Origin of the sequence: Arcicella gelida, assembly GCF_034931025.1 — a bacterium.
Lineage (GTDB): Bacteria > Bacteroidota > Bacteroidia > Cytophagales > Spirosomataceae > Arcicella > Arcicella gelida.
Genome location: NZ_JAYGIL010000020.1, coordinates 49900 through 76895 on the forward strand (window position 1 = coordinate 49900; position 26996 = coordinate 76895).

General features: G+C 35.5%; 16 protein-coding genes. 12 read left to right on the plus strand and 4 right to left on the minus strand.

The annotated features are described in order from the left end of the window. The first annotated feature begins 369 nt into the window (after positions 1–369). The 9 genes from VB776_RS15585 to VB776_RS15625 all read left to right on the plus strand — a co-directional run bounded on the left by VB776_RS15585 (position 370) and on the right by VB776_RS15625 (position 14089). Positions 370–4551 (plus strand): two-component regulator propeller domain-containing protein, encoded by a 4182-nt coding sequence (locus VB776_RS15585; RefSeq protein WP_323697681.1) that lies wholly within the window; start codon positions 370–372, stop codon positions 4549–4551. 340 nt (positions 4552–4891) lie between these two features. After that, positions 4892–5887 carry a glycoside hydrolase family 43 protein gene (locus VB776_RS15590; RefSeq protein WP_323697682.1) on the plus strand — a complete coding sequence of 332 codons (996 nt, stop codon included), beginning with the start codon at positions 4892–4894 and terminating at the stop codon, positions 5885–5887. A gap of 135 nt (positions 5888–6022) precedes the next feature. Continuing rightward, positions 6023–6877, plus strand: coding sequence for a glycoside hydrolase family 16 protein (locus VB776_RS15595; protein WP_323697683.1), 855 nt, complete (start codon positions 6023–6025; stop codon positions 6875–6877). 186 nt (positions 6878–7063) lie between these two features. Then, positions 7064–8278: a DUF2264 domain-containing protein gene (locus tag VB776_RS15600; RefSeq protein ID WP_323697684.1), complete on the plus strand. Its 1215-nt coding sequence runs from the start codon at positions 7064–7066 to the stop codon at positions 8276–8278. 79 nt (positions 8279–8357) lie between these two features. Continuing rightward, on the plus strand, positions 8358–8684 hold the full coding sequence (locus tag VB776_RS15605) for a transposase (protein ID WP_323697685.1): 327 nt from the start codon (positions 8358–8360) through the stop codon (positions 8682–8684). Between the two features lie 97 nt (positions 8685–8781). Next, entirely contained in the window at positions 8782–9690 is a 909-nt protein-coding gene (locus VB776_RS15610) for an IS3 family transposase (RefSeq protein ID WP_323697745.1), read from the plus strand. A 115-nt stretch (positions 9691–9805) separates the two neighbouring features. Further along, on the plus strand, positions 9806–11176 hold the full coding sequence (locus tag VB776_RS15615; RefSeq protein WP_323697686.1) for a BNR repeat-containing protein: 1371 nt from the start codon (positions 9806–9808) through the stop codon (positions 11174–11176). 151 nt (positions 11177–11327) lie between these two features. Beyond that, positions 11328–12539, plus strand: a complete 1212-nt coding sequence (locus VB776_RS15620; RefSeq protein ID WP_323697688.1) for a glycoside hydrolase family 88 protein — start codon at positions 11328–11330, stop codon at positions 12537–12539. A 173-nt stretch (positions 12540–12712) separates the two neighbouring features. After that, positions 12713–14089: a family 43 glycosylhydrolase gene (locus tag VB776_RS15625; protein ID WP_323697689.1), complete on the plus strand. Its 1377-nt coding sequence runs from the start codon at positions 12713–12715 to the stop codon at positions 14087–14089. Positions 14090–14166: 77 nt separating this feature from the next. Here the strand turns inward: VB776_RS15625 and VB776_RS15630 are convergent, their stop codons facing one another. Further along, positions 14167–14469 (minus strand): hypothetical protein, encoded by a 303-nt coding sequence (locus VB776_RS15630; protein ID WP_323697690.1) that lies wholly within the window; start codon positions 14467–14469, stop codon positions 14167–14169. Positions 14470–14848: 379 nt separating this feature from the next. On the opposite strand from VB776_RS15630, the gene VB776_RS15635 reads away from it, so the two are divergent. Then, positions 14849–15967: a DUF2891 domain-containing protein gene (locus tag VB776_RS15635; protein ID WP_323697691.1), complete on the plus strand. Its 1119-nt coding sequence runs from the start codon at positions 14849–14851 to the stop codon at positions 15965–15967. A 68-nt stretch (positions 15968–16035) separates the two neighbouring features. Here VB776_RS15635 and VB776_RS15640 read toward each other — a convergent pair whose 3' ends face one another. Both VB776_RS15640 and VB776_RS15645 read right to left on the minus strand, forming a co-directional pair. After that, entirely contained in the window at positions 16036–18756 is a 2721-nt protein-coding gene (locus VB776_RS15640; protein ID WP_323697692.1) for a T9SS type A sorting domain-containing protein, read from the minus strand. A gap of 53 nt (positions 18757–18809) precedes the next feature. Then, the gene (locus VB776_RS15645; protein ID WP_323697694.1) at positions 18810–21494 is read right to left on the minus strand and encodes a T9SS type A sorting domain-containing protein; all 2685 of its coding nucleotides are present in this window, start codon (positions 21492–21494) and stop codon (positions 18810–18812) included. A 175-nt stretch (positions 21495–21669) separates the two neighbouring features. Between VB776_RS15645 and VB776_RS15650 the strand changes: the two genes are divergently transcribed. Further along, entirely contained in the window at positions 21670–23562 is a 1893-nt protein-coding gene (locus VB776_RS15650; RefSeq protein WP_323697695.1) for a peptidase U32 family protein, read from the plus strand. Between the two features lie 88 nt (positions 23563–23650). On the opposite strand, the gene katG is transcribed toward VB776_RS15650, so the two are convergent. Then, the gene (gene katG, locus VB776_RS15655) at positions 23651–25897 is read right to left on the minus strand and encodes a catalase/peroxidase HPI (protein ID WP_323697696.1); all 2247 of its coding nucleotides are present in this window, start codon (positions 25895–25897) and stop codon (positions 23651–23653) included. 532 nt (positions 25898–26429) lie between these two features. On the opposite strand from katG, the gene VB776_RS15660 reads away from it, so the two are divergent. Further along, on the plus strand, positions 26430–26984 hold the full coding sequence (locus VB776_RS15660; RefSeq protein ID WP_323697698.1) for a helix-turn-helix domain-containing protein: 555 nt from the start codon (positions 26430–26432) through the stop codon (positions 26982–26984). The last annotated feature ends 12 nt before the right edge of the window (positions 26985–26996 follow it).

Genomic DNA, 26996 nt, shown 5'->3' on the forward strand with positions numbered 1-26996 from the left:
TTACAATCATTTCAGGCAATAAATCAGGCTATAATTATCACAAGTATTATTTTGATTAATTCTTTAATCATTTTTCGACCAAGATTATAAATAGAGGCTCTTTTAACTTTTATGACTTATTTGAGGAGAACTTTTTGCTATTCCCCTTTTGTATGATAAACTTTGCAGGATTTCGGATGTTGGCTTTCGGATGTTGGCTTTCGGATGTCAGTCGTCGGGTTTCGGGCATCGGATGTCTGTTTTCAGATTTAAGTTCTTGGTTGTGTTTTATATCCAGTATTGTTTTAATATAAAAATATAAAATCCGACGACCGACACCCGATGACTGAAAGCCGACATACCAAATCCAAAGGATTGAATTACATATTTATGAAGTACATATTTTTTTACATATTCTTAACCATTACGCTAGTTTCCAAGCTTAGTTTGGCACAAGTAAATACCGCAAAATTTCGTTTTGAACATCTCACCGTAAATGATGGTTTGCCTCACAGCGATGCCATGTTTGTGGTACAAGACCACGCAGGTTTTATCTGGACGGGTACCAATAATGGTATCAGCCGTTATGATGGTTATGAACTCAAGAAGTACGATATGCCCGTGAATCCTGACAATGGTTTACCGAGTAATCGTATTCATACTTTACATGTAGATAGCAAAGGACGTTTATGGATTGGAGCTGAAAGTGCAGGCGTAAGTTTGTTGGATGTTAACCACGAACGAGTAGTAAATATCACAGAAAAGGCAAATCCCAACATTAATAAAGCATTGCTAAAAACACTGAGGGTATCAGATGTTGTGACGATGTCATCCGATGCTTTGGGACGTATTTGGGTAGGGACAAGTAAAAATGGTTTGTTTGTTTTGAAAGTAAATGATGATAATGAACTCGTGAGTGTTCAACAAATCATCATTAATCAAAAAACGGCGTACAGAGTTGCTAATATTGTTTGCGATAAAGATGGCTACGTTTGGATTGCTACTCGTTCACAAGGTTTATGGTATGTTTTACCAAAAAGTTCAACGATTCATCGTTCGACATTAAAGGCAGACTATATCAGAGCTTTGCATATTGATATTAAAGGCGACCTTTGGTTGGCTACAAGCGAAGAACTTTATTGGGTGAGTAAAGCCAAAAGATTGACCTCAAAAAGCTATGAAGTAACATTAGGTAACATTTCTGAAATTGAATGTATTTTCCTTGATTCGTTTAACCAATTATGGGTTGGGACTAATTATGGGCTACACTTTTGGTCACCGAAAAGTGCTTTGAAAAAAGGAGAATTACCAATAGATATTGAAAAATCAAGTACTTTCTTACCTTTAGACGATGACCCTAATAGTATCAATTCAGGTAGAATTCACCAAGTATTTGAAGATAATAATCATACACTTTGGTTGGCAGCATCAGCGGGCGGTCTCAATCGTGTGAATTTACGCCGTAAACCATTTTATAATTTACAGCGTCAGTTTTCTCAACATCCTACTTTGCCCAATAATTATATCAATTGTATTCGCAAGGATATTAAGGAGAATTGGTTGTGGATTGGTACTCGTAATGGTTTTTCAAAATATGATTTAACGACACGAACCTACCAAAATTTTATGAGTAGAGATTTGTCGGGCGATGCTACTGGCGTTGACGTCTCTGCTTTTCATCAAAGTAATGATGGAACACTTTGGGTAGGAACAAGATATTTGGGTATAACTAAAATTAAAGATGGAAACAGACAACATTTTGTACAAATCGCTCCAGATTTAACCTTTTATAATACCAGTATTGAAAGTATCGTTGAAGACCGCTTCGGTACTATTTGGATGGCTACTTTTGAACTAGGCTTACTTCGTTTAGACAAAGAAGGTAAATTAATCGAACGCTATTGGGGAACAGAAAATCCTTTAAAAAGTAATCAATACACATTTTTAATGTATGACTCATCAAAAGATATTTTATGGGCGAGTACTCGTGATAAAGGTATTTTAAAGATTCAAGTTCAGGAAAAAGGGGTGAAGCTATTGACAAAATTTAGTTATGATGCCAACAATAAAAATACTTTGAGTGGAAATTACGCTTGGCCGATTTTAAAAGATAAGTACAACAATATTTGGGTAGGAACAATTGGTGGTGGCTTGAACAAAATATCGACGAATGCAAAAGGTGAAGATATTGTTCAAAGAATCAATTTGCCATATCCGAATATTGAAAGTTTACAAGACGATGCGGAAGGGAATATATGGATTGCTGGCGATGGTTTGTTGAGATATAAACCTTCGTCGGGGCAATGGTTGCATTACGATGTGGCAGATGGTTTGCAAAGTAATTCTTTTAAAGTTGGTGCTGCAACCAGAGATGCCGATGGAATACTGTATTTTGGCGGTATTCGTGGACTTACTTATTTTAATCCATTGGCGATTCGTCCAGATTCGAAAGCAGCAGCCGTGCGTTTGACAGGTTTCCAAATTTATAATAAACCCGTACAAATTGGGGAAGAAATTAATGGAAGAGTTATACTTGAAAAACCGCTAGACCAAACTAAAAGTATAACCATTAAAGACCGAGAGAATGACTTTTCAATAGCTTTCGTCGGATTAAATTATAATAACCCACAAAAAAATATTTATGCCTATAAACTTCAAGGCTATAATAAAAATTGGGTTTATACAAGTTCAAAACAAAGAACAGCCAGCTTTGCTAACCTTTCGGCAGGGGAATATACTCTGGTCGTAAAAGCCTATAATGGTGAAGGGAAATGGTCAAAAACACCAGTTATTTTGAGCATCACCGTATTGCCGCCTTGGTACAAAACTTGGTGGGCTTATACTTTATATACGTTGTTGCTTGTGAGTGCATTTATTATGTACCGTCGGGCAAGTTTGGCTCGTCAAGCTTTGGAAAATACCTTGGCTTTGGAAAAATTCAAAGTAGAAAAAGAGAAAGAAATCACCGATTTAAAACTCCGTTTTTTCACAAATGTGTCTCATGAATTACGAACTCCACTTACTTTGATTCTTGGTCCGATGGAAGAATTAATGTCGATTGAAACCAAAATGAAGGATAAAATCGTATTAATGCACCAGCAAACTCGTAAATTATTAGAACTCGTCAATCAATTATTAGATTTTAGGAAAGTAGAATCTGGACATGTTTCCTTGCGAGCTACACAAGGAAATATCTTGCATTTTATTCAGGAAATCTTCTTGATTTTTAAACTGAAAGCGGATGAATGTCATTTTGATTATGCGATGAGTATTCCAACAGAACCAATCAATATGTATTTTGATTGGAGTAAATTAGAAATTATTCTGACCAATTTACTCTCAAATTCCTTTAAATATACACCCGAAGGAGGCAAAATTAGGATTGCCGTTTCGATGATTGGTTCACCAGAAGTAGATGCTATTTTTGAAGATAAAAAGCTGAAAGATAATTACTTAGAAATAAGTGTGCAAGATTGGGGAATGGGCATGAAGGCAGATGAAATTGAAAAAATCTTCGATCCATATTTTCAGGCATCACATACCGAAACCATGAAAATTATGGGAACGGGCATCGGTTTATCTTTAGTAAAGCAATTCGTAGAAGCACATGCTGGCGAAGTCCGTGTGAAAAGTGCGGTAGGAGAGGGAACAAGTTTCTTATTAAAACTTCCTTTTGGAAAGGCTCATCTTGCAGTTCACGAAATTCATACAGAAGGAGTTGAACTGAAAAAAGTAACAATTAATACGCCTGAACCAGCGGTTGAAAATGTTGATTTAGAAAAAATACCTGTAAAAGTACCGCATACTACTCGAATTTTAATTGTAGAAGACAATGAAGAATTACGTTTGTACTTACAACAACTTTGTGAAGCAAATTATGAGGTTTTTACGGCAATAGATGGACTCGACGGCTGGGAGAAAACCTTACAACTTTTGCCTGATTTAGTGATTAGTGATGTGATGATGCCAATCAGCGATGGTTTGGAATTATGTCGAAAAATCAAACAACACCCTAAAACTACGCATATTCCTGTGATGCTTTTAACGGCAAGAGTAGCGGCTGTTCATGAGTTAGAAGGTTTAGAAACTGGTGCAGATGAATATATGTCTAAACCATTTAACCCGCTGATTTTGAGTGCTAAAATCTTGACGATGCTTCAAAGTAGATTGTTACTCAGAGAGTATTATCAACGACAATTATTGCTAGAACCAACGCAAGTAGATATTCCAGACGAAACCAAACAATTGCTAGAAAAAGCAATGGCAATTATTGAGGATAATTTGAGTGATTCAGACTTTAATGTGCAAGTATTGGTACGAGAAATGGGCATGAGCCAATCTGCTTTTTATCGTCAGATTAAAGCTATTACAGGTCAATCAGTTGTAGAATTTATTCGTGATATTCGTTTGAAACGTGCTGCACAATTATTGAGTACGGGTAATTTGCGGGTTTCAGAAGTAGCGATGATGGTCGGGATAGAAGACATTAAATACTTCCGCAAAATGTTTCAAGGAATTTATAATATGCCACCTTCAGAATACGCCAAACAACAGCGTGGTAATGTTGGATAAATATGAATTATAAATTATGAATGATAAATACTGATTTACGATAATCATTTATCTGATTACTTGACAATTTTTCTAATTGTAGCGGCAACCCTTGCGGTTGCCATTTCAAGTGTGGCAACTGCAAGAGTTGCCACTACATATTATTTGATATAAACATCATATTTTAAAATATAAAAAACGTTGTTCAATAATCACTCTCAAAAAAGTACAGAACAGAATAATTCAATTAATCAATTCAGAATTTTTACCCTCCTTTTTGACGAAAATCCCCCCTTCTAAAACTCCAATCTCTTCATAGTTTTGTACCATGTAATTTTATCCAATTCAAACGTATTAAACAATGAGAGTTTCTGCAAGTGTACTACTATTGGCAATTGCTATTTTAGCTGGTTGCCAAACACAAAAAGGAAGTATTAGTAAAAAAGAACAAGCCTTTCAACCGGGAAGTATCTGGAATGATAATAATGGTGAAGTAATTAACGCCCACGGCGGTGGGATTTTATACATCAACAAAACCTATTATTGGTACGGTGAAAAAAGAGGAAAAAGTGCTTCGGAAGGTGTAGCAGTTTATTCTTCAAAAGATTTATATCGTTGGAAAAACGAAGGAATTGCTTTGGCAAAATCGAACGACCCAAACAGTGAAATTGCTGTTGGTGGTTTGGTGGAACGTCCGAAAGTAATTTACAATGCCAAGACCAAGAAGTATGTAATGTGGTTTCATTTAGAATTACCTAATAAAGGTTATAGTGCCGCCAGAGCAGGCGTAGCCATTAGCGACAAAGCTACGGGACCATTTGTATATTTAAAAAGTTTCCGTCCGAATGGACACATGTCAAGAGATATGACACTTTATGTGGACGACGACGCTACAGCCTATCACATTTACTCCGCTCGTGAAAATTATGATTTACGCATTACGAAATTGACGGACGATTATTTATCGGCTACCACAGAAGATACTTTACTTTTCAGCAGTCACCGAGAAGCACCAGCCGTATTCAAAAAAGATGGTTTGTATTATTTAATTACAAGTGGTTGTACTGGTTGGGCGCCTAACAAAGCAAGTTTACACACGGCAACATCTTTGTTTGGTCCTTGGAAATTGGTTGAAGACCCAATGAATGGTCCTTTGGCTGAGAAAACTTTCAACGGACAATCAACTTATATTTTACCAATTGCAGGGAAAAAAGATGCTTTTGTTTTTATGGCTGATAAATGGAATCCGAAGGATTTAAAAGATAGTCGATACCTTTGGTTACCAATACAATTCAAAGATGGCAAGCCATTGATTACTTGGCAAGATTCTTGGAAGTTGGATAGTTTTAATCAGTAATGAAGTACTACCGTACAAGTTATCCGTTATCTGAAAACTGTTAATAGTTTTTCTTTCATATAAATTGACAAAATAAGATACCTTAAAACTTTTGAAAATACTTAAACTGTAAGTTTTACCTTTAATGCCTCAACTATGAAATACTTTTTTGCCTTAGTCATTACTTTTTTATCATACTTTGTTGCACAAGCTCAAGATATAGCCGTTCAAAAAAAATGGCTTAAAGAAGGCTACAAACTTGCTTGGTCGGATGAGTTTGATAAAGATGGTACTCCAAATCCAGCTAATTGGTCTTATGAAAATGGTTTTGTTCGTAACCATGAATTACAATGGTATCAACCAGATAATGCCTTTTGTAAAAATGGCAATTTAATTATTGAAGCAAGAAGAGAACAAAAGCCTAATCCAAACTATGTGGAAGGAAGTAATGATTGGAGAAAAAAACAGCCAATGATAGATTTTTCATCAAGCTGTATGATTACTGCGGGCAAAAAAACATGGCAGTATGGAAGATTTGAATTAAGAGCAAAAATTGATATTAGTCAGGGTATTTGGCCAGCTTGGTGGACTTTAGGAGTCGATAAAAACTGGCCAGCCAATGGCGAAATAGACATGATGGAATTTTACCGAGGTAAAGTGCTTGCCAACATCGCTTGTTTGTCCGCCAACAAGCAAGCCGAGTGGCATAGTAATACTTTTTCGGTTGATTCACTTGGAGGAGCAAATTGGGCTGCACAATTTCATGTGTGGCGAATGGATTGGGAAAAAGATTTTATCGCCTTGTACCTCGACGACCAGCTTTTGAACAAAGTACCGATGAATGTTTTAGTCAACAAAGATGGCTCGGGTTTTAATCCTTTTCAGCAGCCACATTATATGTTATTGAACGTTGCTGTTGGTGGAGACAACGGAGGCAATCCCTATAAAAGTACTTTCCCTAGCCGCATGGAAGTAGATTATGTTAGGGTTTATCAGAAAGAGAAAAACTAAGAAAATAAATAAAAGTATTTAGGGATAAAAAGATTGCTGAAGTCTTTTTATCGTTAGGGTGTGACTTCAGTCACATCCTAACGAAAGCTACTCCTAACATGTAAACACAGTGCAAAAGGAGTAGAAATTGTATTTATCTTCGCTTTTGAGTTAAAATCAAGTCTTTTAACTTTTATCAGATTAAGCATGTTCAAAAAAATATTACTGGTTTGTGTTTTTGCTTTGCCTTTAGGTACGCTAGCACAGCAAAAACCTATTAATGACCGAGCCATTTGGCTACAGCATCTTGACCAACTAGCAAAACCTATTTTGCGTAGTTTGGCGAACGACAGCCTCAGAATTGTGATGCCCCAAACGATGTCAAAATTTATTGATAATGCCAATAATCGGAAAGAAGTGGCTTATTTAGAAGCTTTTGGTCGGTTAATGTGTGGCATTTCTCCTTGGTTAAATCTTGAAGGTGGTTCAGCCAAAGAAGTAACATTAAGAAATCTGTACAGAAATTATGCTTTGAAAGCGGTAGCCAATGCCGTGAATCCTAACGCTAAAGACTATATGGCTTTTGAAAGAGGCGGACAGCCTTTGGTTGATGCTTCTTTTTTAGCGTTAGCCTTTGTGCGATGCCCGTGGTTGTGGGAACATCTTGATACGCAAACTAAAGACCAAGTAGTAAAAGCCTTTTTAGCAACCAGAAATACCAAAGCGGGGTTTTCGAACTGGATATTGTTTTCAGGAATGATAGAAACCTTTTTCTGTAAATATGGCTACCCTTGGGATAATATGCGGATTGAATACTGTTTCCGCCAGTTCGAACAGTGGTATGTTGGTGATGGCGTGTATTCTGATGGCCCTCCGTACCATTGGGACTATTATAATAGTTACGTTATTCATCCATATTTGGCGAACATGGTGAAAGAGTTAGGTCCGAAAACAGGACTTTATAATTGGACTTTCGATAAGATTAAACAAAGAAATGAACGCTTTGCTGTTATTCAAGAAAGATTAATCAATAGCGATGGCTCGTTTCCTGCTACGGGGCGTTCTATTGTGTATCGTGGTGCCGCTTTTCATCATTTGGCAGATATTGCTTGGCGAAAAGGCTTGCCCAAAGAGTTAAGTCCTGCACAAGTACGTGGTGCTTTAACGGCAGTTATCAAGAAAACCACTGAAAGCACAAGTACTTTCACAAAAGATGGCTGGCTGACAATCGGTTTGTACGGCTCTCAGCCAGATTTAGCAGATTTTTATATCACCACAGGTAGTTTATATCTCTGTGCCAATATTTTATTACCATTAGGTTTACCTGAAACAGATGAATTTTGGAGTAGTCCTGCTACGAAATGGACATCACAAAAAGTATGGTCGGGCGAGGCGGTTTTGGCAGATCATGCCATAGAGTAAGTTAAGAATTGTGAGTGATGAATGATGAGTTGTGAATTGTCCTTGCCTAAAATAGGTTGCCTTCAAAACGCAACAAATGATGGCAAAATCAAGATCTAAAACTGGAAAAAGTACAAAATACGAGATTCGTCAAAGTCGTATTTTCAGTGAGTCGTTCAAACGAGAAAAAGTCGAAGACATTCTCAATAAAAGGATTAGTATTATCGAATTTTGTAAATTGTGGGATGTAAGTAGTACAAGCGTTTATCGCTGGATTTACCAATATTCTCCACATTACAAAAAAGGAACTAAGATGATTGTACAACAAGATTCCGAAGAAGCTAAAACTCAGGAGCTACTCAAAAAAGTGGCTGAACTTGAGCGAATTTTAGGATTAGGCATCCCCGACAAAAACAGATGGAGATAGACTATCAGTCTAAACTCATTGAAATTGCCTCGAAGGAACTCGACATCGACCTAAAAAAAAGTTTCAAGCCGACACTTTAGAGTATTTTCGCCAAAATATTACCCAACATTCTTACCAAATGAAGCATCTGTATGCACTTTGTGGTATTTCTAAACAAGGACATTATCAAATGCTCCGCAGAATCGAAGAATGGAAGGTAAAGGAAAGTCTTTATGTGGGATTAATTCTCCAAATTAGGGAGATTCATCCTGCTATGGGTCTGAGAACCATGTATGACTATTATCAACCAGAAGGAATCGGAAGAGATGCCTTTATCAGTATTGGACTCTATTATGGTTTTAGGGTAAAAGCCTATAGAAACCTCTGTAGGACTACATTTTCAAGTCCTTACAGTCGTTATAAAAACCTTTTGGTTGATAAAATTCTCACAGACATAAATCAACTCTGGACGAGTGATATTACCTATTTTAAAGTAAATGATAAGTTCTATTACATCGTTTTTGTGCTAGATGTTTATTCTCGTTTTATCGTCGGATATTCTCTTGCAGATAATATGAGAGCAGAAAATAATATCATTGCTTTAAAAATGGCATTGAAAACTCGGAAACAGAAGAAGTTTAAGCATGAACTCATTCACCATTCTGATAGAGGAAGTCAATACATCAGCGAAGCCTATGTCAGCCTTTTGAATGAAGCTGAAATTAGCATCAGTATGTGTAATGAGGTCTATGAAAATGCTCATATTGAAAGAGTGAATGGCACGATTAAAAATCAGTATCTAATTTATAGAAATATTACAAATTTTGACGAATTAGCCACTGAGCTTAAAAAAGCAATTCACACATACAACCATCAAAGACCACACTCAGCTCTGAAAGGACTAACACCTTTTGCGTTTGAACAGTACATCAAAGAACTAAACAATGAAAACAAACCTAATTTACAGATTTGGACATGCGATTATTCAAAAAACACAAAACCAAATCAAACTATTTTACAATTTTGATTACTTTAACTTGTCTAAAAATCAGGGCAACCTATTTTAGGCAAGGACAAATCTAAAGTACAGAATTCAATAATTAATTCGTTCACTAATATCGTTTATCAACATAGACAAGCGAATGCTAGAATATTATAAACTCGATTTCATGAATTGTAAAAAAGGATTAATTACTTTATTGTTCTGTAGTCTTGTCTTTTTGTCAAAAGCACAAGAGAAAATAGCATTGCAAGAAGTAGGAGAGGGCTGGGCGAAAAATTCAGTCAATGCGGTTATTTTTCGTAAAAACTCATTGGTTTCTTTTAAAAATTACCAATTTATTGCCTATTATGATGCCGACGCTTTTGTGGTTTTAGGGAAAAGAAAACAAGGAAAAAGTACTTGGGAATTACAGAAAACTAATTTTAAAGGCAATGCCAGCGATGCCCATAATTCCATTTCTATTATGATAGACGGCGATGGATTTTTGCACCTTTCTTGGGATCATCACAACAATGCACTTCGTTATGCCGTCAGTAAAGCACCTTTTTCATTGATGATGGGAGAGAAGCAAAGCATGACGGGAAGCACCGAAGGCAATGTTACTTATCCAGAATTTTATAGATTACCAAACGGAAATCTTTTGTTTTTCTATCGAAATGGTGCTTCTGGAAAAGGAAATTTGGTCATGAATCAATATGATCTAAAAACCAAAAAATGGTCGATGGTGCAAGAAAATTTGATTGATGGCGAAGGACAAAGAAATGCTTATTGGCAAGCTTGTTTAGATAGTCAGGGTACAATTCACCTTTCTTGGGTTTGGCGTGAAAGTGCCGACGTAGCCAGTAATCACGATATGGCTTATGCTCGTTCAAAAAATGGTGGAAAAACTTGGGAGAATTCTCAAGGTATTGCTTATCAATTACCTATCACCGCTCAAAATGCAGAATATGCTTGTAAAATTCCTCAGAAAAGTGAGTTAATCAATCAGACATCCATGGTGGCTGATGCCGAAGGAAATCCATACATCGCTACTTATTGGCGACCAGCCAATGAAAGCGTTCCACAATATCATGTTATTTATTTAGCCAATCAACAATGGCAAGTAAGTAATCTTGGTTTTAGAAAAACGCCTTTTAGTTTAAGTGGCGTAGGCACAAAACGAATTCCTATTTCAAGACCACAAATTTTGGCTTGGTCGTCCAAGAAAAATACTTTATCTGCCATGCTGATTTTCAGAGATGCAGAAAGAGGCGATAAAGTTTCCACCGCTTTAACGACAGATTTAAGTAAAGGCAATTGGCAGATTAAAGATATTAGCGAAACCTCAGTAGGTTCGTGGGAGCCAACTTACGATACTGAACTTTGGCAAAATAAAGGCGATTTACATCTTTTTGTAGAAAAAGTAGATCAAGCCGATGGCGAAGGGAAAGTAAATATTCCAGCCCAAAAAGTACAAGTACTTACATGGAAGGGAGTAAAAAAAGTCAAGATGAAAGAACAGAGTAAGTAGTCGAAGAATTTAGTTAAACCTATCAGGATTCAAATCCTGATAGGTTTATATGCTAATACTTATAGAAAATAAACGATGTTTTGGGAATTGATTACAAAATATAAATATCCACAACTCATCATTCACAACTCAAAATTCAATCACAAAAACCATGAAACAATTTTTTCGCATTGCTATCAATACAGTGATAGTTTGCTCGATGGCTTGGTCGCTTGCTACGGCACAAACAAGTAAAGCACATCCTAAAAGAGCGGCTTTATTGAAAACCATCAATCAGAATTTCCAAGATGCAGGTAAGCAATATAAAGTATTGATGAGTAATCTTCCACAAGATAAATTTCCCAAAACATATTTCCCTAAAACTGGCAAATACGAATTTAGTGGTTCTGATTGGTGGTGCAGTGGTTTTTATCCTGGTTCATTATTATACATTTATCAGCAAACCAAAGATGCTGAATTGTTGAAGGAAAACAATCGTATTTTGGGCGTTTTAGAAAAAGAAAAATTCAATACTACCACTCATGATTTGGGCTTTATGATGTATTGTAGTTTTGGAAATGCTAAAGACATCGCTCCAAAACCTGAGTACAAAGATATTTTGATTCAAAGTGCTAAATCTTTGGCTACTCGTTTTAATCCAACGGTTGGTTGTATCAAATCTTGGGATTCAAAAAAAGGTGACTTCTTAGTAATCATTGATAACATGATGAACCTAGAATTACTTTTCTGGGCGACAAAAGTAACGGGCGATTCTACCTATTATAAAATAGCGGTGACACATGCTAATACGACGATGAAAAATCACTTCCGTCCAGATTATAGTTCTTATCATGTCATCAACTATAATTCAGAAACGGGTGGCGTTCAGCAAAAGAAGACTGCTCAAGGTTATGCAGATGAATCTGCTTGGGCGAGAGGACAAGCTTGGGGATTGTATGGTTATACAGTAATGTACCGTGAAACGAAAAATCCTATTTATTTAGAGCAAGCCAAAAATATTGCGAAGTTTATTTTAACAAATCCAAACATGCCAGCCGATAAAGTACCTTATTGGGATTTTAACGCACCGAATATTCCAACAGCCTTGCGTGATGCTTCGGCGGCTTCGGTAATGGCTTCGGCTTTGCTAGAATTGAGTGGTTATGTAGATAAAAAACTGAAAAAAGATTATATCAAAAATGCTGAATCAATGATTTATTCCTTGTCGAATGTGCCATACAAAGCTGCGATTGGCACAAACGGAGGTTTTTTAATTGAACATTGTGTTGGTCACATTCCGCAGAATACAGAAGTTGACGTGCCTTTAACTTATGCAGATTATTATTTCTTAGAAGCCATGAAGCGTTATAAAGAGCTTAAATAGTGGCTTTAATTGCTTACTCGTGGAGACATGAGCAATGGCATAAGAGATGAGCCTTGAGATTTTAAATTTGTAAAATTCATTTTACAAATTTAAAATCTCAAGGCTCAATTATGTAAATAATGATGGTTGTAAAAATGCTCAAACCTTATCATACACAGCTTAAATCTAAAAACATGATTAAAAAAATACTACTACTCTCTTGTCTATTTGGATTCAGTATTCAATCCTTACAAGCACAAAAAAATGGGAACAATAACCCAATTATCCCAGATTTAATTGCCGACCCAAGTATTGTTCAGTTTGGAGATACTTTTTATTGCTATGCCACAACCGACGGCTACAATGCAGGTTTAGCCACAGCAGGGCCTCCAGTACTTTGGTCTTCGAAAGATTTAAAAAACTGGTCGTTCAACGGTTTTTATTTTCCAGCTGCCGAAAAGCAATTGTTTTGGGCACCAAGTTATCCTGTGAAAGTAAAAGATAAATATTATTATTACCCAACGGTCAATCATGATATTTATGTAGCTGTTGCTGATTCTCCAGCAGGCCCTTTTATGTTGGCAAAAGGTGATTTCAGTAAAGAAAATACTTTTCCATTATTAAAAATGGATGCACCCAAAGGAACGAAAGGCATTGATGCAGAAGTATTTATCGACGACGACCAAAAGCCATATCTTTTCTGGGCACAGCGTGGTGCTGGTCGATTGAATCCTGATATGATTAGTTTAGATACTGCTTCTATCACAAAAATCTCTACCAAAAGAGGTGGTTATTCTGAAGGCCCGATTGTATTTAAACGCAAAGGGATTTATTATTACCTCTATACTTTAAGCGGACACGAAAATTATGTATATGCTTATCAGTACAGTAAAGTTTCGCCTTTTGGACCATTTATTTATCCAGAAGAAGACATCATTGCTAAAACTGATGTAAAAGAACAGATTTATGGGCCAGGTCATGGAAATGTATTCCACATCAAGGATGATTATTATTTTACTTATCTGGAATTTGGACGTTCAAGTACGAACCGACAAGCATGGATTGATAAAATGGAATTTAATGAAGATGGAACAATAAAACCCATTCGATTGACCAATAAAGGCGTTGACCCTTTTCCATCTTTAGCAAAAAATGAAGTAACAATACAATCTGCCGAAGCGTCTTCTACTTTGCCAGATTTTAAAGTACCTTATGTGAAGGATAAAACCATTAACAGAACAGAAACGTATTCGGCACAAAATGCACTTGACGGTTCGAATGGTACAAGATGGTTGGCAGAAACAAAAGATACCACGGCTACTTTTATGGTGAATTTAGGGAAGAAAACTGCGATTAAAAAGGTTGCATCTTACTTTGTAAAACCAACGGCTGGACATGCTTATGAATTAACATATTCAGTTGACGGAAAAAATTGGAAACCTTATGGCGGTCATGCAGAAATAAAAGTACAATCTCCGCATATCGACGAACGTAGTGTAAAAGCACAATATTTAAAACTGACCTTCTTAAAAGGAACTCCAGGTTTGTGGGAATTTAAAGTTTATAAATAGCTTGAATTTATATTTGAAAAACCAATAGCATCACTAGGCTGTTGGTTTTTTGCTTTTAATGTTTTGTAATTTGAATGTTAGTTTATAAAAAATACCCAAATAGCGAATATAGGTATTCCAATGACAATTACACCAATCTTAGCATTAATCAAGAAATTGGTACTTAAAAAATACTCTTGAAAAGAATCTTTTTTATTATCTGAAAATTTCCTTCGCACCAATGCTCCTGCCACACTAACTAAAAAGAACGCTTGAGTTTCCCCTATTTTTAAAATAATATCTTTGACCGTAATACTATCAACCAATAAATACGATAAAATGAATATCATATTTACAATTGTGAAAAGTATAAATATGTGTTTTTCCCCAATCTTTTTCATGTTTATTTCGGGATACTCCCCTTAGTTGTGTAAGTTTAGTTGGTCATTTGATTTTTTAAAAAATCAAACATCAACAATTCTGTAAGTATTCATTTTTGCGGTTTTGTTCGGTTTTTAGGTTAAAAAAGATACTTGAAGTATCTCAATACATACTTCAAGTATATCACGAGATACTTTTTACCGCAAAATACCGCAACCAAATATCTCTCGAGATACTTTGAGTATATTGTTCGATACTCTGGGTATCTTTAAGCTTTATCAAGGTATCAGCTTTGTTTATCATTTGTAAAAATGATTTTTTTCTCTTTGCTTGCGTAATATTAATATTCAAAGTCTTGCTTACCAAAATATCATCAATCATCAACAAAAAACCTTAGCAATGATTTACAAAAATCTATTATTAACAGCACTGTTAGCTTGCGGAGCATCCGTTTACGGACAGCAAAACCAGTATTTAACGGTATCAAAAGACGGTAAAAAAGTAGGACTCAGTGATGCAGGAGCTTCATTTTTAGCACAACTTCCGTTACATTGTATTCAAACTGAATACCCGAACAAGCCTAATCATACCATAGAAACGGCTCAAGAAGTAGCATTGAGTCCGAAGCAATTGCACCCTTCTTTTTATGGTTGTTTAGATTGGCATTCTTCCGTACATGGGCATTGGATGTTGGTGAAAATCCTCAAGACTTATCCCAATTTACCAGAGACACAGCAAATAATTGCCATGTTAGAAAATAGTTTTTCGACAGAAAATCTACAAAAAGAAGCCGATTATTTTAATCAATACAAACTCGCAAAAGGTTTTGAACGAACTTACGGTTGGGCTTGGGTACTTAAATTAGATGAAGAATTATTGACTTGGGATAGCCCTATGGCGAAGCGTTGGCATAAAAGTTTACAGCCACTGACGCAAGTAATTGTACAACGTTGGATGGAATATTTGCCTAAACAGACGTATCCTAACCGAACTGGTGTGCATCCAAATACTGCCTTTGGGATGGTTTTCGCTTTGGATTGGGCTAGAGCAACCAAGAATACTGCTTTTGAACAATTATTGGTACAACGTAGCAAAGACTATTATTTCAAAAATAAAGCCGTTGCCGCTACGCTCGAACCAGATGGAACAGATTTCCTTTCGCCGAGTCTTGAAATTGCAGATTTGATGCGAAGAGTATTAGCCCCGCAAGCTTTTGTACAGTGGTTTAACCAATTTTACACTGCCGAAGGATTAAAAAATGTCTTGCAATTGCCCATCGTCAGCGACCGTTCCGATTATCAAATTGTACATTTAGATGGTTTAGCACTTAGTAAAGCTTGGTGTTTGTTGGGCATAGCCAAGCAATTACCCAAAACAGATTTACGCAAGAAACAATTTCAAGAAAAAGCAAGCACCTTTTTACAAAAAACCTTACCCAATATTGCCAACGGAAACTATGGAGGCGACCATTGGTTAGGTTCATTTGCAATGTATGCTTTGAGTTTGGAAGTGGAATAAGCGTAGCACAAGTTTCCAACTCGTGAAAAAATACTACTAATTTTACGAGTTGAAAACTCGTGCTACAGTTACTTCAAAACCTGCACTTTAATACTTTGTCGTTCTTTTCCGCTTTCGATAAGTAATATGTAAAAACCGTTTGGAATATCTTTTACATTGATATAATCCTGATTCGATACTTGTTTTATGGTTGCATCATTACTATTAATTAAACTTAATGTATAAGTTTTGGCTGGTACTTTTACATAAATCTTGTCATTAGCAGGGTTGGGGTAAGCCTGTACTGTTCGCTCGAAATTATCAAGTCCTAAAATCATTGTTACTTCCAAAGGTGCAGCAGAACTGTAAATGGTATAACAGTCATTCTTTATCTCACAACGATATTGATAAGTATTTTGAGAAAGGTTGGCAGAAACAATATTTAGCGTGTTAGTCTCTTGTCCTCGATATAAAGTATCGCTACTCGAAATCATATTCCAAGTAACTCCTTTATCAGTACTTACTTGCCATTGATAAGCTGAAGCACCCGAAACGTTGATAAAAAATTGAGCAGAACTTTTTTCTGTAGTCGTTTGTGCGGTGGGTTGAAGCGTAGTTTGAGGTAATTCACATTGTTTGGCTTGAATACTTATGGTATCCGACAATACACTGTTACATTCACCATTGACTAAACAGCGATAAATAATATTGTTATCACGAATTTTAACTTGATTAACTGTCAATTGATTAGTTCGAAGACCTGCATAACTAGAATCAAAATTGGTGATAGCTCGCCAAGTAACACCTTTATCTTTACTGATTTGCCAAACAAAACTGCTGGCAGAACTCTCGTTGACAGATAATTGTGTTTGACCTGTTCCAAACCCATCCATTTTTTCAGTACGAAGGGAGGTTGGTAAAGGATTTTTACAATCTAAGGTTAAAATAGAAAATTTTCCGTAGCTTCCAAACCAGAATCTACCATCCTTAGATTCATGAATAGTCCCATATCCATTTAAATTGAATACTCCTTCAGGTACAAAAGGGTTTTGAAAAGTAGTAATGGTTTTACGATTATACATTTGAATTTTCCCCCCTGCAATACTCCAAAAATTACCTTTTGAATCAACCAAAAAGTTATTAGAATAGCTGTCTAACCCGATTACAAACTCATTTGGAACATCTATTTTTTCAAATTTATTTCCAACTAATTGATAAAGGTCTTTATTATAATCATTCGCATCCTTTCGAGCAATAACATATAAGCCTGAATTAGCATCATTAATTAACCTTATGGCATAAGAAGGGAAATTGATATAGTTAATGGCTTTTAAGCTTATGCCATCGTGTATAAAAAGTCCATTTGAAAACATTACATATACACCAGCAATAGGATTGATTGCAATCTCTGCTTCTCCATTGAGGTCAAAAGTCTTCCATAATTTTTTATCATAGTATGATAAAAAATATTTAAATCCTTTCTGCGAGTATTTGTAGGATAAAGCCCAAATACTCTGGTTTTTATCACGTAACATTTTAGTAATGATACCGACATCCAGTACATTCGTTTTTAATATAATTCCATCATCTTGTTTCACTTGAATCACGGAGTTATACGAACCTAACCAAAAGTCATTACCTTCTCCTTGACAAAATGTAGAAATTGATTGATACCATTCTAATGGGACAATATCTACTTCTCCATTCTTTTCATTAAAACGCATTACTATAGAACCATCTGAAGCCCAGATTCTATCCTTAGCATCAGTAGTAGCATTTTTAATTCCATAATAACAGAAATTTTTTACTTGAGGTAAATCCAATTGAGTAAATATATTGTCTTTCAATAAGGTTATAGAAGCATTACTACTATAACCATTTGTTATTATTAAATTCTTTTGTGTGTCTTCGTAAATAATATGACCCGCTTTAAAAGTAGGGGTAAATAAAGTTAAATCTTGATTATCAAGCCGATACACGTTACCATTAGCTGTTACCAAAATATCCCCATTTCTGGTAGTTAGGAGATTATACACCACTTTATTTGGGGTAGGAATTAAGGTCGAAGTTTTTAAGAGTGTATTAAATTTGAAAAGCTCATCGGAAAACGTTGTAAAATAAATATTATCGTTGTGGTCGATGGCTGCATTATTATTGTATCCATAGTTTTTAGGAAGAGAACTATTTGTATTGTCATATTTCCTCCATTTATCACCCTCAAAATTCCAAAAGGATGCCTCATTGATTTTCCAAAAATGTCCTTTAGAATCGACTAAAAGACTTTTATTGTCAAAAGACTTTATTCCTTGCTTTACCCAATCGTAAGAAGTATATACAGAATCTTTTCCTACTTGAACAAATTTACTTCCTTTGTCATAGCTAATCCATTCACTTCCATCCTTTGAATAAAATAAAAGTGGTTCAGCTGTGATGAATGGTTTCCCTAAAATATTGGCATCTATCCAAACAGAGCCATCAAAAACAAAAGTTTTATTGTAGGATAAATTAGAAATGATTGAAAGATAACGGCTACTACAACTTGCCCAGATATTACCATAAATATCTTCTTTAATTGAAGTAATCAAACTATCTAAACCATCATTTTGATTATAAAAGGCTATGAGCTTATAATCTTTATCATAATGTAAAATACCACCCTCTGTTCCAACCCATAAAGTTGAATCTTTTGCGGAAAATAAGCAATTATCATCCCCAAGCGAACTATAAGCCTTCCACTGTTGGGCATGAGTAGTAGAAAAACTAAAAGTGTAAAAAAAGAAGATAACAAGAGTCTGTAGGACTTTATACATAATTATTTAGCGTTTAATTGTATTTTTTCTTGATGTTTAGAAGGATTAAATCTCTACTTCACAACCTGCACTTTAATACTTTGTCGTTCTTTTCCGCTTTCGATAAGTAATATGTAAAAACCGTTTGGAATATCTTTTACATTGATATAATCCTGATTCGATACTTGCTTGACTGTTGAACCATTACTATTGATTAAACTTAATGTATAAGTTTGGGCTGGTACTTTTACATAAATCTTATCATTAGCGGGGTTGGGGTATGCCTGTACTGTCCGCTCAAAATTATCAAGTCCTAAAATCATTGTTACTTCCAAAGGTGCAGCATTACTGTATAGCGTGTAGCAATCGTTCTTTATCTCACAACGATATTGATAAGTATTTTGAGAAAGGTTGGCAGAAACAATATTTAGCGTGTTAGTCTCTTGTCCTCGATATAAAGTATCGCTACTCGAAATCATATTCCAAGTAACTCCTTTATCAGTACTTACTTGCCATTGATAAGCTGAAGCACCCGAAACGTTGATAAAAAATTGAGCAGAACTTTTTTCTGTAGTCGTTTGTGCGGTGGGTTGAAGCGTAGTTTGAGGTAATTCACATTGTTTTGCTTGAATACTTACCGTATCAGACAATACACTGTTACATTCACCATTGACTAAACAGCGATAAATAATATTGTTATCACGAATTTTAACTTGATTAACTGTCAATTGATTAGTTCGATGACCTGAATAAGTGGAATCAAAGTTAGTGATAGCTCGCCAAGTAGCACCTTTATCTTTACTGATTTGCCAAGCAAAACTGTTGGCTGAACTTTCGTTAACAGATAATTGTGTTTGACCTGTTCCAAACCCATCCATTTTTTCAGTACGAAGGGAGGTTGGTAAAGGATTTTTACAATCTACAATAAGTGATGAAAGTCCTGTATAGCTCCCTAACCAAACTTTACCATCTTTAGATTCATGGATTGCGTTGGTAATGGTTGAAAAATAATCTGGGTTAGTTGAACGAAATGGACTATTAAAAGTAGTGAGCGTTTTACCATCATATCTTTGTATTTTATTTCCTACACTCCAAAAATTGCCTTTGGAATCTATCATAAAATCACTGAAATAATAGGATGTCATTATTCTAAATTCATCAGGAGTAACAATTTTATCGAATTTGTTTCCAACCAATTGATAGATGTCTCCCTCGAAATTTTCATTTTTTTTTGCAATAATATATAAGTCTAAATTAGCATTACTGACAAACCTTTTGGGATTTTTTGGGATATTCAAATAATTAGTTGCTTTCAAACTAATTCCATCATGAGTAAAAACCCCTTTAGTATTAAGTATGTAAATACCGCCATTAGGGTTTGCTGCCATATCTATAATCTCGTTTTCAAGATTAAAAGTCGTCCATTTACTTTTATCATAGTAAAACAAAAGGTATTGGTAGCGATTTGTTGACCAAGAATATTGATAGTCCCACGCCCAAATATGCTGATTTTTATCCTTTACAATTTTTTCAACACTATTTTGTATATCTAGTGGGTGGTTTATTAATTTTAAACCATTGTCTTGTTTTATTTGAGTAAGTGAACTAAACTGGCTTACCCATAAGTCATCTCCTTCGCCTTGGGCTATGGTATATCCATAGTCGGTAATATCTATAACTTCTTCACCCGTATTCTTTAAGTATTGAATTTCAGCATTAAGAGGTTGAATCAAGATATTGTTTTTTGTATCTGATACAATTTTAGCAATAATATTGCTGGAAAGACTGTTTTTGGGTAATGGAAAATCTTTTAGATTACTGCCATCAAATAACCTTAGTTTATCATAACCTCCTAAAAGTAAATTTCCTCGAAAATCTTCATAAATATTAGCTGGATAAACGTTAGGAACTAATACAGAAAGTTTATCTCCATTTAATTGGTACAGTCCAGTATATATCCCAGATCCACCAGAGATTAAAACCTTATTCTCTTTGGTTAGGTAAAGAAACTCAGCAAATTGAAGAGGAATAAAAGTACAGGTTTTCGTGGAAATATTAAACTTATAAATCGCTTCATAATTTGTGAAGCAAATATTATCATCTTGGTCTATAACGGCATTGTTGTAAATATAGCTTTTAGGAAGAGAGCTATTACTATTATCATACTTTGTCCATTTATTTCCATCAAAAAACCAGAAAGATGTTCCAATACTTACCCAAAAATGCTCTTTAGAATCAACTAAAAGACTTTTATTGTTAAAATAACTTATTCCATTCTTCTCCCAGTCATAAGAAGTATACACAGAATCTTTTCCTACTTGAACAAACTTACTTGCTTTGTCATAACTTATCCATAAACTGCCATCTTTAGCATAAAACAAAAGAGGCTTATCTGTAATAATAGCCTTCCCTAAGCTTTGATTGTTTATCCAAACACTACCATCAAAAATAAATGTTTTGGAATCTTTACTTGAAAATTGATTATAATAACAAGCCCAAATATTCCCTTGAACATCCTTTGTAATAGAAGTAATAACACTATCTAATCCATTATTTTGATTGTAAGAAGCAAGAAGCTTATAATCTTTACCATAATGCAAAATACCACCGCTTGTTCCAATCCATAAGGTTGAATCTTGGGCTGCAAAAAAACAATTGGCTTGAGAAAACGAGCTATAAGCCTTCCACTGTTGGGCATGAGTAGTATGAAGACTGAAAGTGTAAAAAAAGAAGATAAGTGTTCGTAGGACTTTATTCATGAATGTATAGAGTTTAATTATTCCACAAAAATAGTGTTTATCTGTCTTATCTATACGATTCCAACTATTTATCTTAAACTAAAGCTAATTTCAACGATAAGCCAATTTTATAGTATTATGTCTTAACTTTGCGGTTTATTGCAATTATCATTAAAACATAGTACGTTACTATCGTATGAAAAAGAAAGTTGAAATTCTTGCTCCCGCCAAAAACCTTTATCAAGGGATGGCTGCCATCAATGCGGGTGCAGATGCTGTATATATGGGGGCTCATCAGTTTGGGGCTCGTTCTAATGCTACCAATTCGGTAGAAGATGTAGCAGAAATGGTGAAATATGCCCATTTGTTTAAGGCAAAAGTATTTGTAGTGATTAATACAATCTTGTACGATAACGAATTAGAGCAATGTAAAAAACTCATTTATGAATTGTACAATATTGGCGTTGATGCCTTGATTATTCAAGATATGGCAATCATGGAAATGGATTTACCGCCTATCGTGATTCATGCAAGTACGCAAGCCAATAACAGAGACGCCCAACACGTAAAATTCTTGCACGATGCGGGGATGAAGCGTGTCGTATTGGCAAGAGAATTGAACTTAGACCAAGTACGAGAAATCAGCGAAGCGACCGATGTTGAATTAGAATTCTTTGTTTCGGGAGCTTTGTGTGTAGCCTTTAGTGGTAATTGTTACATGAGCGTTGCCAATGGCGAACGCAGTGCCAATCGTGGTTCTTGTGCGCAAAACTGTCGTTTGCCATATCAGTTAATTGACGGAACTGGCAAAACTTTGATTGCTAACAGCCATTTATTATCGATTAAAGATTTAGATTTAAGTGACCAACTTCCGAATTTAATTGAGGCAGGCGTTACTTCATTCAAAATTGAAGGACGTTTAAAGGACATCGTTTACGTAAAAAATAATACTTCTTATTTGCGTCAAAGATTAGATAGTTTCTTGGAAGGAAACGAAAAATACGAAAAAGCTTCTTCGGGTAGAACTTTCTATAATTTTGAACCAGAAATGGATAGAAGTTTCAACCGTGGTTATACGGTATACTTCGTAAATAAACGCAAAGAGAAAATAGGTTCTTGGGAAAGTCCGAAATCGAAAGGACAATACATTGGTAAAGTATTGGAAATCAAAGCCAACGGATATGTTATCGAGAATTATGAGCTTTTGAACAATGGTGATGGATTGTATTTTGTGAATGAAAATGGTGAAGCAGATGGTGCACAAATCAACATCATGTTTAATAACATTGCTATCCCAAATACTTTTAAGCCATTAGCGGTTGGCACAGAGATTTATCGAAATTCTGATGCTGAATTCAACAAAATGGTTGAGAAGGAAAACAGTGCTGTGCGTAAAATTGGCGTTTCGTTGAGATTCACAGAAACTATCGATGGTTTTCAATTATTGGCTGTTGACGAAGACGGACATCAATCTGTACAAAGCTTCCAAACGACCAAAGAATTAGCCAAAAGTCAGGAGTCAGTAATTCCGAACATCAAAAAGAATTTGGCTAAAACAGGAAATACTCCTTTTATTGTCGATGAAATTGAGGTTGAACTATCAAGCAATTGGTTCTTACCAATTTCAAAAGTCAACGAAATTAGAAGAGAGGTTTTGGAACAGTTGGTTGACGTTCGTATTAAAGAATATCATCGAGAAGAATACCAAATCCAAAAGACCGACCACCCATATCCTGTGCAAAAACTTGATTTTATGTACAATGTGTCGAATAAAAAGGCGAGAGCTTTCTATAAAAGACATGGCGTAACCGAAATTGAAAAAGCTTTTGAATTGCAATGGGATCCAGGAAAAGCAAGAGTAATGACGACCAAATATTGCGTAAAATACGAATTAGGCAAATGTGCCAGATTCCAGCGTGATACAATGGGCGAAAAATTGGTTGAACCACTAACGCTAAAACATGGCGAAAATGAGTACAAATTGAAATTCAATTGCAAACCTTGCGAAATGGAAATTTGGGAAAAAGACGCAGAATTAGAGTTTGAAGATGAAGACGAACAATTGGGCTATGTTCCAAGAAAATATTAATCTAAAATAATAATTTCCGTAACACAAGTTTCCAACTTGTGTGTTTATGATAACAAGTTGGAAACTTGTGTTACGGAAAATTAAAGTATTAAACTACATCAAAACGGTCAAGATTCATTACTTTAGTCCAAGCTGCAACAAAATCCTTCACGAATTTTTCTTGAGAATCAGTGCAACCATAAACTTCTGCAATAGCTCTAAGTTCTGAGTTTGAACCAAAAATTAAATCTGCACGAGTACCTGTCCATTTAAGTTCGCCAGTAAAACGATTACGACCTTCAAATACATCTTGCGAGTCAGAAGCTGCTCTCCAAGTAGTACCCAAATCAAGTAAGTTCAAGAAGAAATCGTTTGTTAATGCTCCACTATTTTTGGTAAATACTCCATGTTGAGAATGGTCGAAATTTGTATCTAATACACGCATACCACCTACAAGTACTGTCATTTCAGGAACTGTAAGGGTTAATAATTGTGCTTTATCAACCAACATTTCTTCTTCTGAAATGGTATATTTTTTCTTTGTATAGTTACGGAAACCATCTGCATTTGGCTCAAGTACTGAGAATGAATCAACATCTGTTTGTTCTTGCGAAGCATCCGTGCGTCCTGCTGTAAACGGAACAGTAATTTCATAGCCAGCATTTTTTGCTGCTTGTTCGATTCCTGCACAACCGCCCAAAACGATAAGGTCTGCTAATGAAACTTTTTTCGCACCAGTTTGAATATCGTTAAATTCTCCTTGAATACTCTCAAGCGTTTGAAGTACTTTCGCCAGTTGAGTTGGATTGTTTACTGCCCAATCTTTTTGAGGTGCTAAACGAAGACGACCGCCGTTTGCTCCACCACGTTTATCAGAACCACGGAAAGTAGAAGCCGAAGCCCAAGCCGTTGATACTAATTCAGATACAGATAAACCAGAAGCTAAAATGTTTGCTTTCAAAGCCGTAACATCATCAGCATCAATCAATTCATGCGTAACTGCTGGAATTGGATCTTGCCAAATTAATTCTTCCGTTGGTACTTCATTGCCCAAGTAAAGTACTTTTGGTCCCATATCACGGTGTGTTAATTTAAACCATGCACGAGCAAATGCGTCAGCAAAAGCATCTGGATTTTCATGAAAACGTCTTGATATTGGTTCATAAATCGGATCCATTCTCAAAGCTATATCTGTTGTAAACATGATTGGAGTATGGCGTTTCGATGGGTCATGTGCATCAGGAACAGTACCAGCACCCATGCCATGTTTTGGAATCCATTGATGCGCACCCGCTGGGCTTTTCGTTAATTCCCATTCGTAACCGAATAAATTCCAGAAATAATTATTACTCCATTTTGTTGGGGTTGTCGTCCAAGCACCTTCCAAACCACTTGTAATGGTATAGCCTGCGTTTCCTGTACCATAAGTATTTTTCCAGCCTAAACCTTGTTCTTCGATGCTTGCAGCTGCAGGTTCTGGACCAACGTATTTACTTGGGTCAGCTGCACCATGAGCTTTACCAAATGTATGTCCGCCAGCTATTAAAGCAACAGTTTCTTCATCGTTCATCGCCATTCTACCAAATGTTTCACGAATATCACGAGCAGCTGCAAGTGGGTCTGGATTTCCATTTGGGCCTTCTGGATTTACATAAATAAGTCCCATTTGTACAGCTGCCAATGGATTTTCTAATTCACGGTCGCCAGAGTAACGTTTATCATCCAACCATTTTCCTTCAGTTCCCCAATAAATATCTTCTTCTGGTTCCCATACATCTTCACGTCCGCCACCGAAACCAAAAGTTTTAAAGCCCATTGATTCTAAAGCACAATTTCCTGCCAAAATCATTAAATCAGCCCAAGATATTTTTCTACCATATTTTTGTTTGATTGGCCAAAGTAACAAACGAGCTTTATCTAAGTTTCCATTATCTGGCCAGCTATTTAAAGGAGCAAAACGCTGAGTACCAGCACCTGCACCACCACGACCATCAGCGATACGATATGTACCTGCACTGTGCCAAGCCATACGAATAAAAAATGGGCCATAATGACCATAATCTGCTGGCCACCAATCTTGAGAGGTAGTCATCAGAGCGAAGATTTCTTGCTTCAAAACAGCTAAATCAAGCGATTTGAATTCCTCTGCATAGTTGAAATCACCACCCATTGGATTTGACAATGAAGAGTGTTGGCGAAGAATATTTAATCTTAACTGATTTGGCCACCAGTCTTGATTTCTTGTTCCGCCACCAGCACTTTGTTTAACTGGTGCTGCTGCTCCATGATGAAATGGGCATTTGGCTTCTCCATTAGAACCGTTGTGTGATGCGTTAGAAGATGAGTGTTGTTCCATTGTTTATTTTTTAATTAATATAATGATGATTTTAATACTTCAACTTTTAAACTTTAAGATATAAATAAAATATCAAAGATTATATATTAAATTTTTAATATTTATTCTTCAAAATTACAGGAAATAGGAATATAAATCAAATTGATAGTTTTTATATCATTATAGTAAAAAGCTATATATTGGCTTTTTTTGAAAAATGAAAATGTATAATGTTTCATTATAAGATTGCTAATCAGGAAGTTGATTGTATAGGTGTTTCAGTATTTTAACTGTTTTAATGCTTAAAAGGATAAGCGTGTTTCTTGATAATTTTTTCGCAAGAAGAATATAAGTAAAGTCTTTTGTGAAAAAATGCCACTGTATATTTTTTATAAAAGGTAAATGCTCTCTTTTTAAGCTAAATCGTTCTGTTCAGTACTTAAAATAATAATAGAACAGCTTGTATTATTAATGTTTTCTAGCATATATTTGTATTCAACTATGTTGAATTAAAGGAAACAATATAACATAAAGGTAAACAAAGTTGAAAATTATGGCAACAGAGGAATCAAATACAATGAATATCGGAGACCGCATTCGGATATTGAGGACGAATCAAAAAAGAACCTTACAAGAAGTAGCAGATGGCAGTGAATTGTCTAAAAGTATGATTTCTAAAATTGAAAATAACAAAACAGTACCTTCGGTAGCGGCATTGATTAAAATTGCTCATACTTTGGGAACTAATATTTCAAGCTTATTAGAAACCGAAGCTTTTTTAAATGCCATAGTCACGACCAAACAAAAAGCCGAGGACAATCTCAGACAAACAGAAAAAGGTTATTTCTTTTATCCTTTTGGGCAAGAATATCATCAGAAAAAAATGCAACCCATGTTGTTCGTCGCTCGAAAAGGAGAAGTAAAGCCACATCTTTTGCAGCATGAAGGCGAAGAGTTTATTTATATTATCAGTGGGGAAATGAAAATGACGGTTGGCGAGATTGATTACCATTTGAAAACAGGCGATAGTCTATATTTCAATTGTTTGCAGAAACATGGGATTATGCCAATTTCTGATGAAGTACATTATTTAGATATTTTCGTTTAGTCCAAAAATTAA

Excerpts from the sequence above, each read along its gene's own strand:
- VB776_RS15630 (WP_323697690.1), bottom strand. The coding sequence starts at position 14,469 with ATGAAAAAGATTGGGGAAAAACACATATTTATACTTTTCACAATTGTA.
- VB776_RS15595 (WP_323697683.1), top strand. The coding sequence starts at position 6,023 with ATGAAATACTTTTTTGCCTTAGTCATTACTTTTTTATCATACTTTGTT.
- VB776_RS15640 (WP_323697692.1), bottom strand. The coding sequence starts at position 18,756 with ATGTATAAAGTCCTACAGACTCTTGTTATCTTCTTTTTTTACACTTTT.
- VB776_RS15635 (WP_323697691.1), top strand. The coding sequence starts at position 14,849 with ATGATTTACAAAAATCTATTATTAACAGCACTGTTAGCTTGCGGAGCA.
- VB776_RS15650 (WP_323697695.1), top strand. The coding sequence starts at position 21,670 with ATGAAAAAGAAAGTTGAAATTCTTGCTCCCGCCAAAAACCTTTATCAA.
- VB776_RS15620 (WP_323697688.1), top strand. The coding sequence starts at position 11,328 with ATGAAACAATTTTTTCGCATTGCTATCAATACAGTGATAGTTTGCTCG.
- VB776_RS15585 (WP_323697681.1), top strand. The coding sequence starts at position 370 with ATGAAGTACATATTTTTTTACATATTCTTAACCATTACGCTAGTTTCC.
- VB776_RS15645 (WP_323697694.1), bottom strand. The coding sequence starts at position 21,494 with ATGAATAAAGTCCTACGAACACTTATCTTCTTTTTTTACACTTTCAGT.
- VB776_RS15600 (WP_323697684.1), top strand. The coding sequence starts at position 7,064 with ATGTTCAAAAAAATATTACTGGTTTGTGTTTTTGCTTTGCCTTTAGGT.
- VB776_RS15605 (WP_323697685.1), top strand. The coding sequence starts at position 8,358 with ATGGCAAAATCAAGATCTAAAACTGGAAAAAGTACAAAATACGAGATT.
- katG (WP_323697696.1), bottom strand. The coding sequence starts at position 25,897 with ATGGAACAACACTCATCTTCTAACGCATCACACAACGGTTCTAATGGA.
- VB776_RS15660 (WP_323697698.1), top strand. The coding sequence starts at position 26,430 with ATGGCAACAGAGGAATCAAATACAATGAATATCGGAGACCGCATTCGG.
- VB776_RS15590 (WP_323697682.1), top strand. The coding sequence starts at position 4,892 with ATGAGAGTTTCTGCAAGTGTACTACTATTGGCAATTGCTATTTTAGCT.
- VB776_RS15625 (WP_323697689.1), top strand. The coding sequence starts at position 12,713 with ATGATTAAAAAAATACTACTACTCTCTTGTCTATTTGGATTCAGTATT.
- VB776_RS15615 (WP_323697686.1), top strand. The coding sequence starts at position 9,806 with ATGCTAGAATATTATAAACTCGATTTCATGAATTGTAAAAAAGGATTA.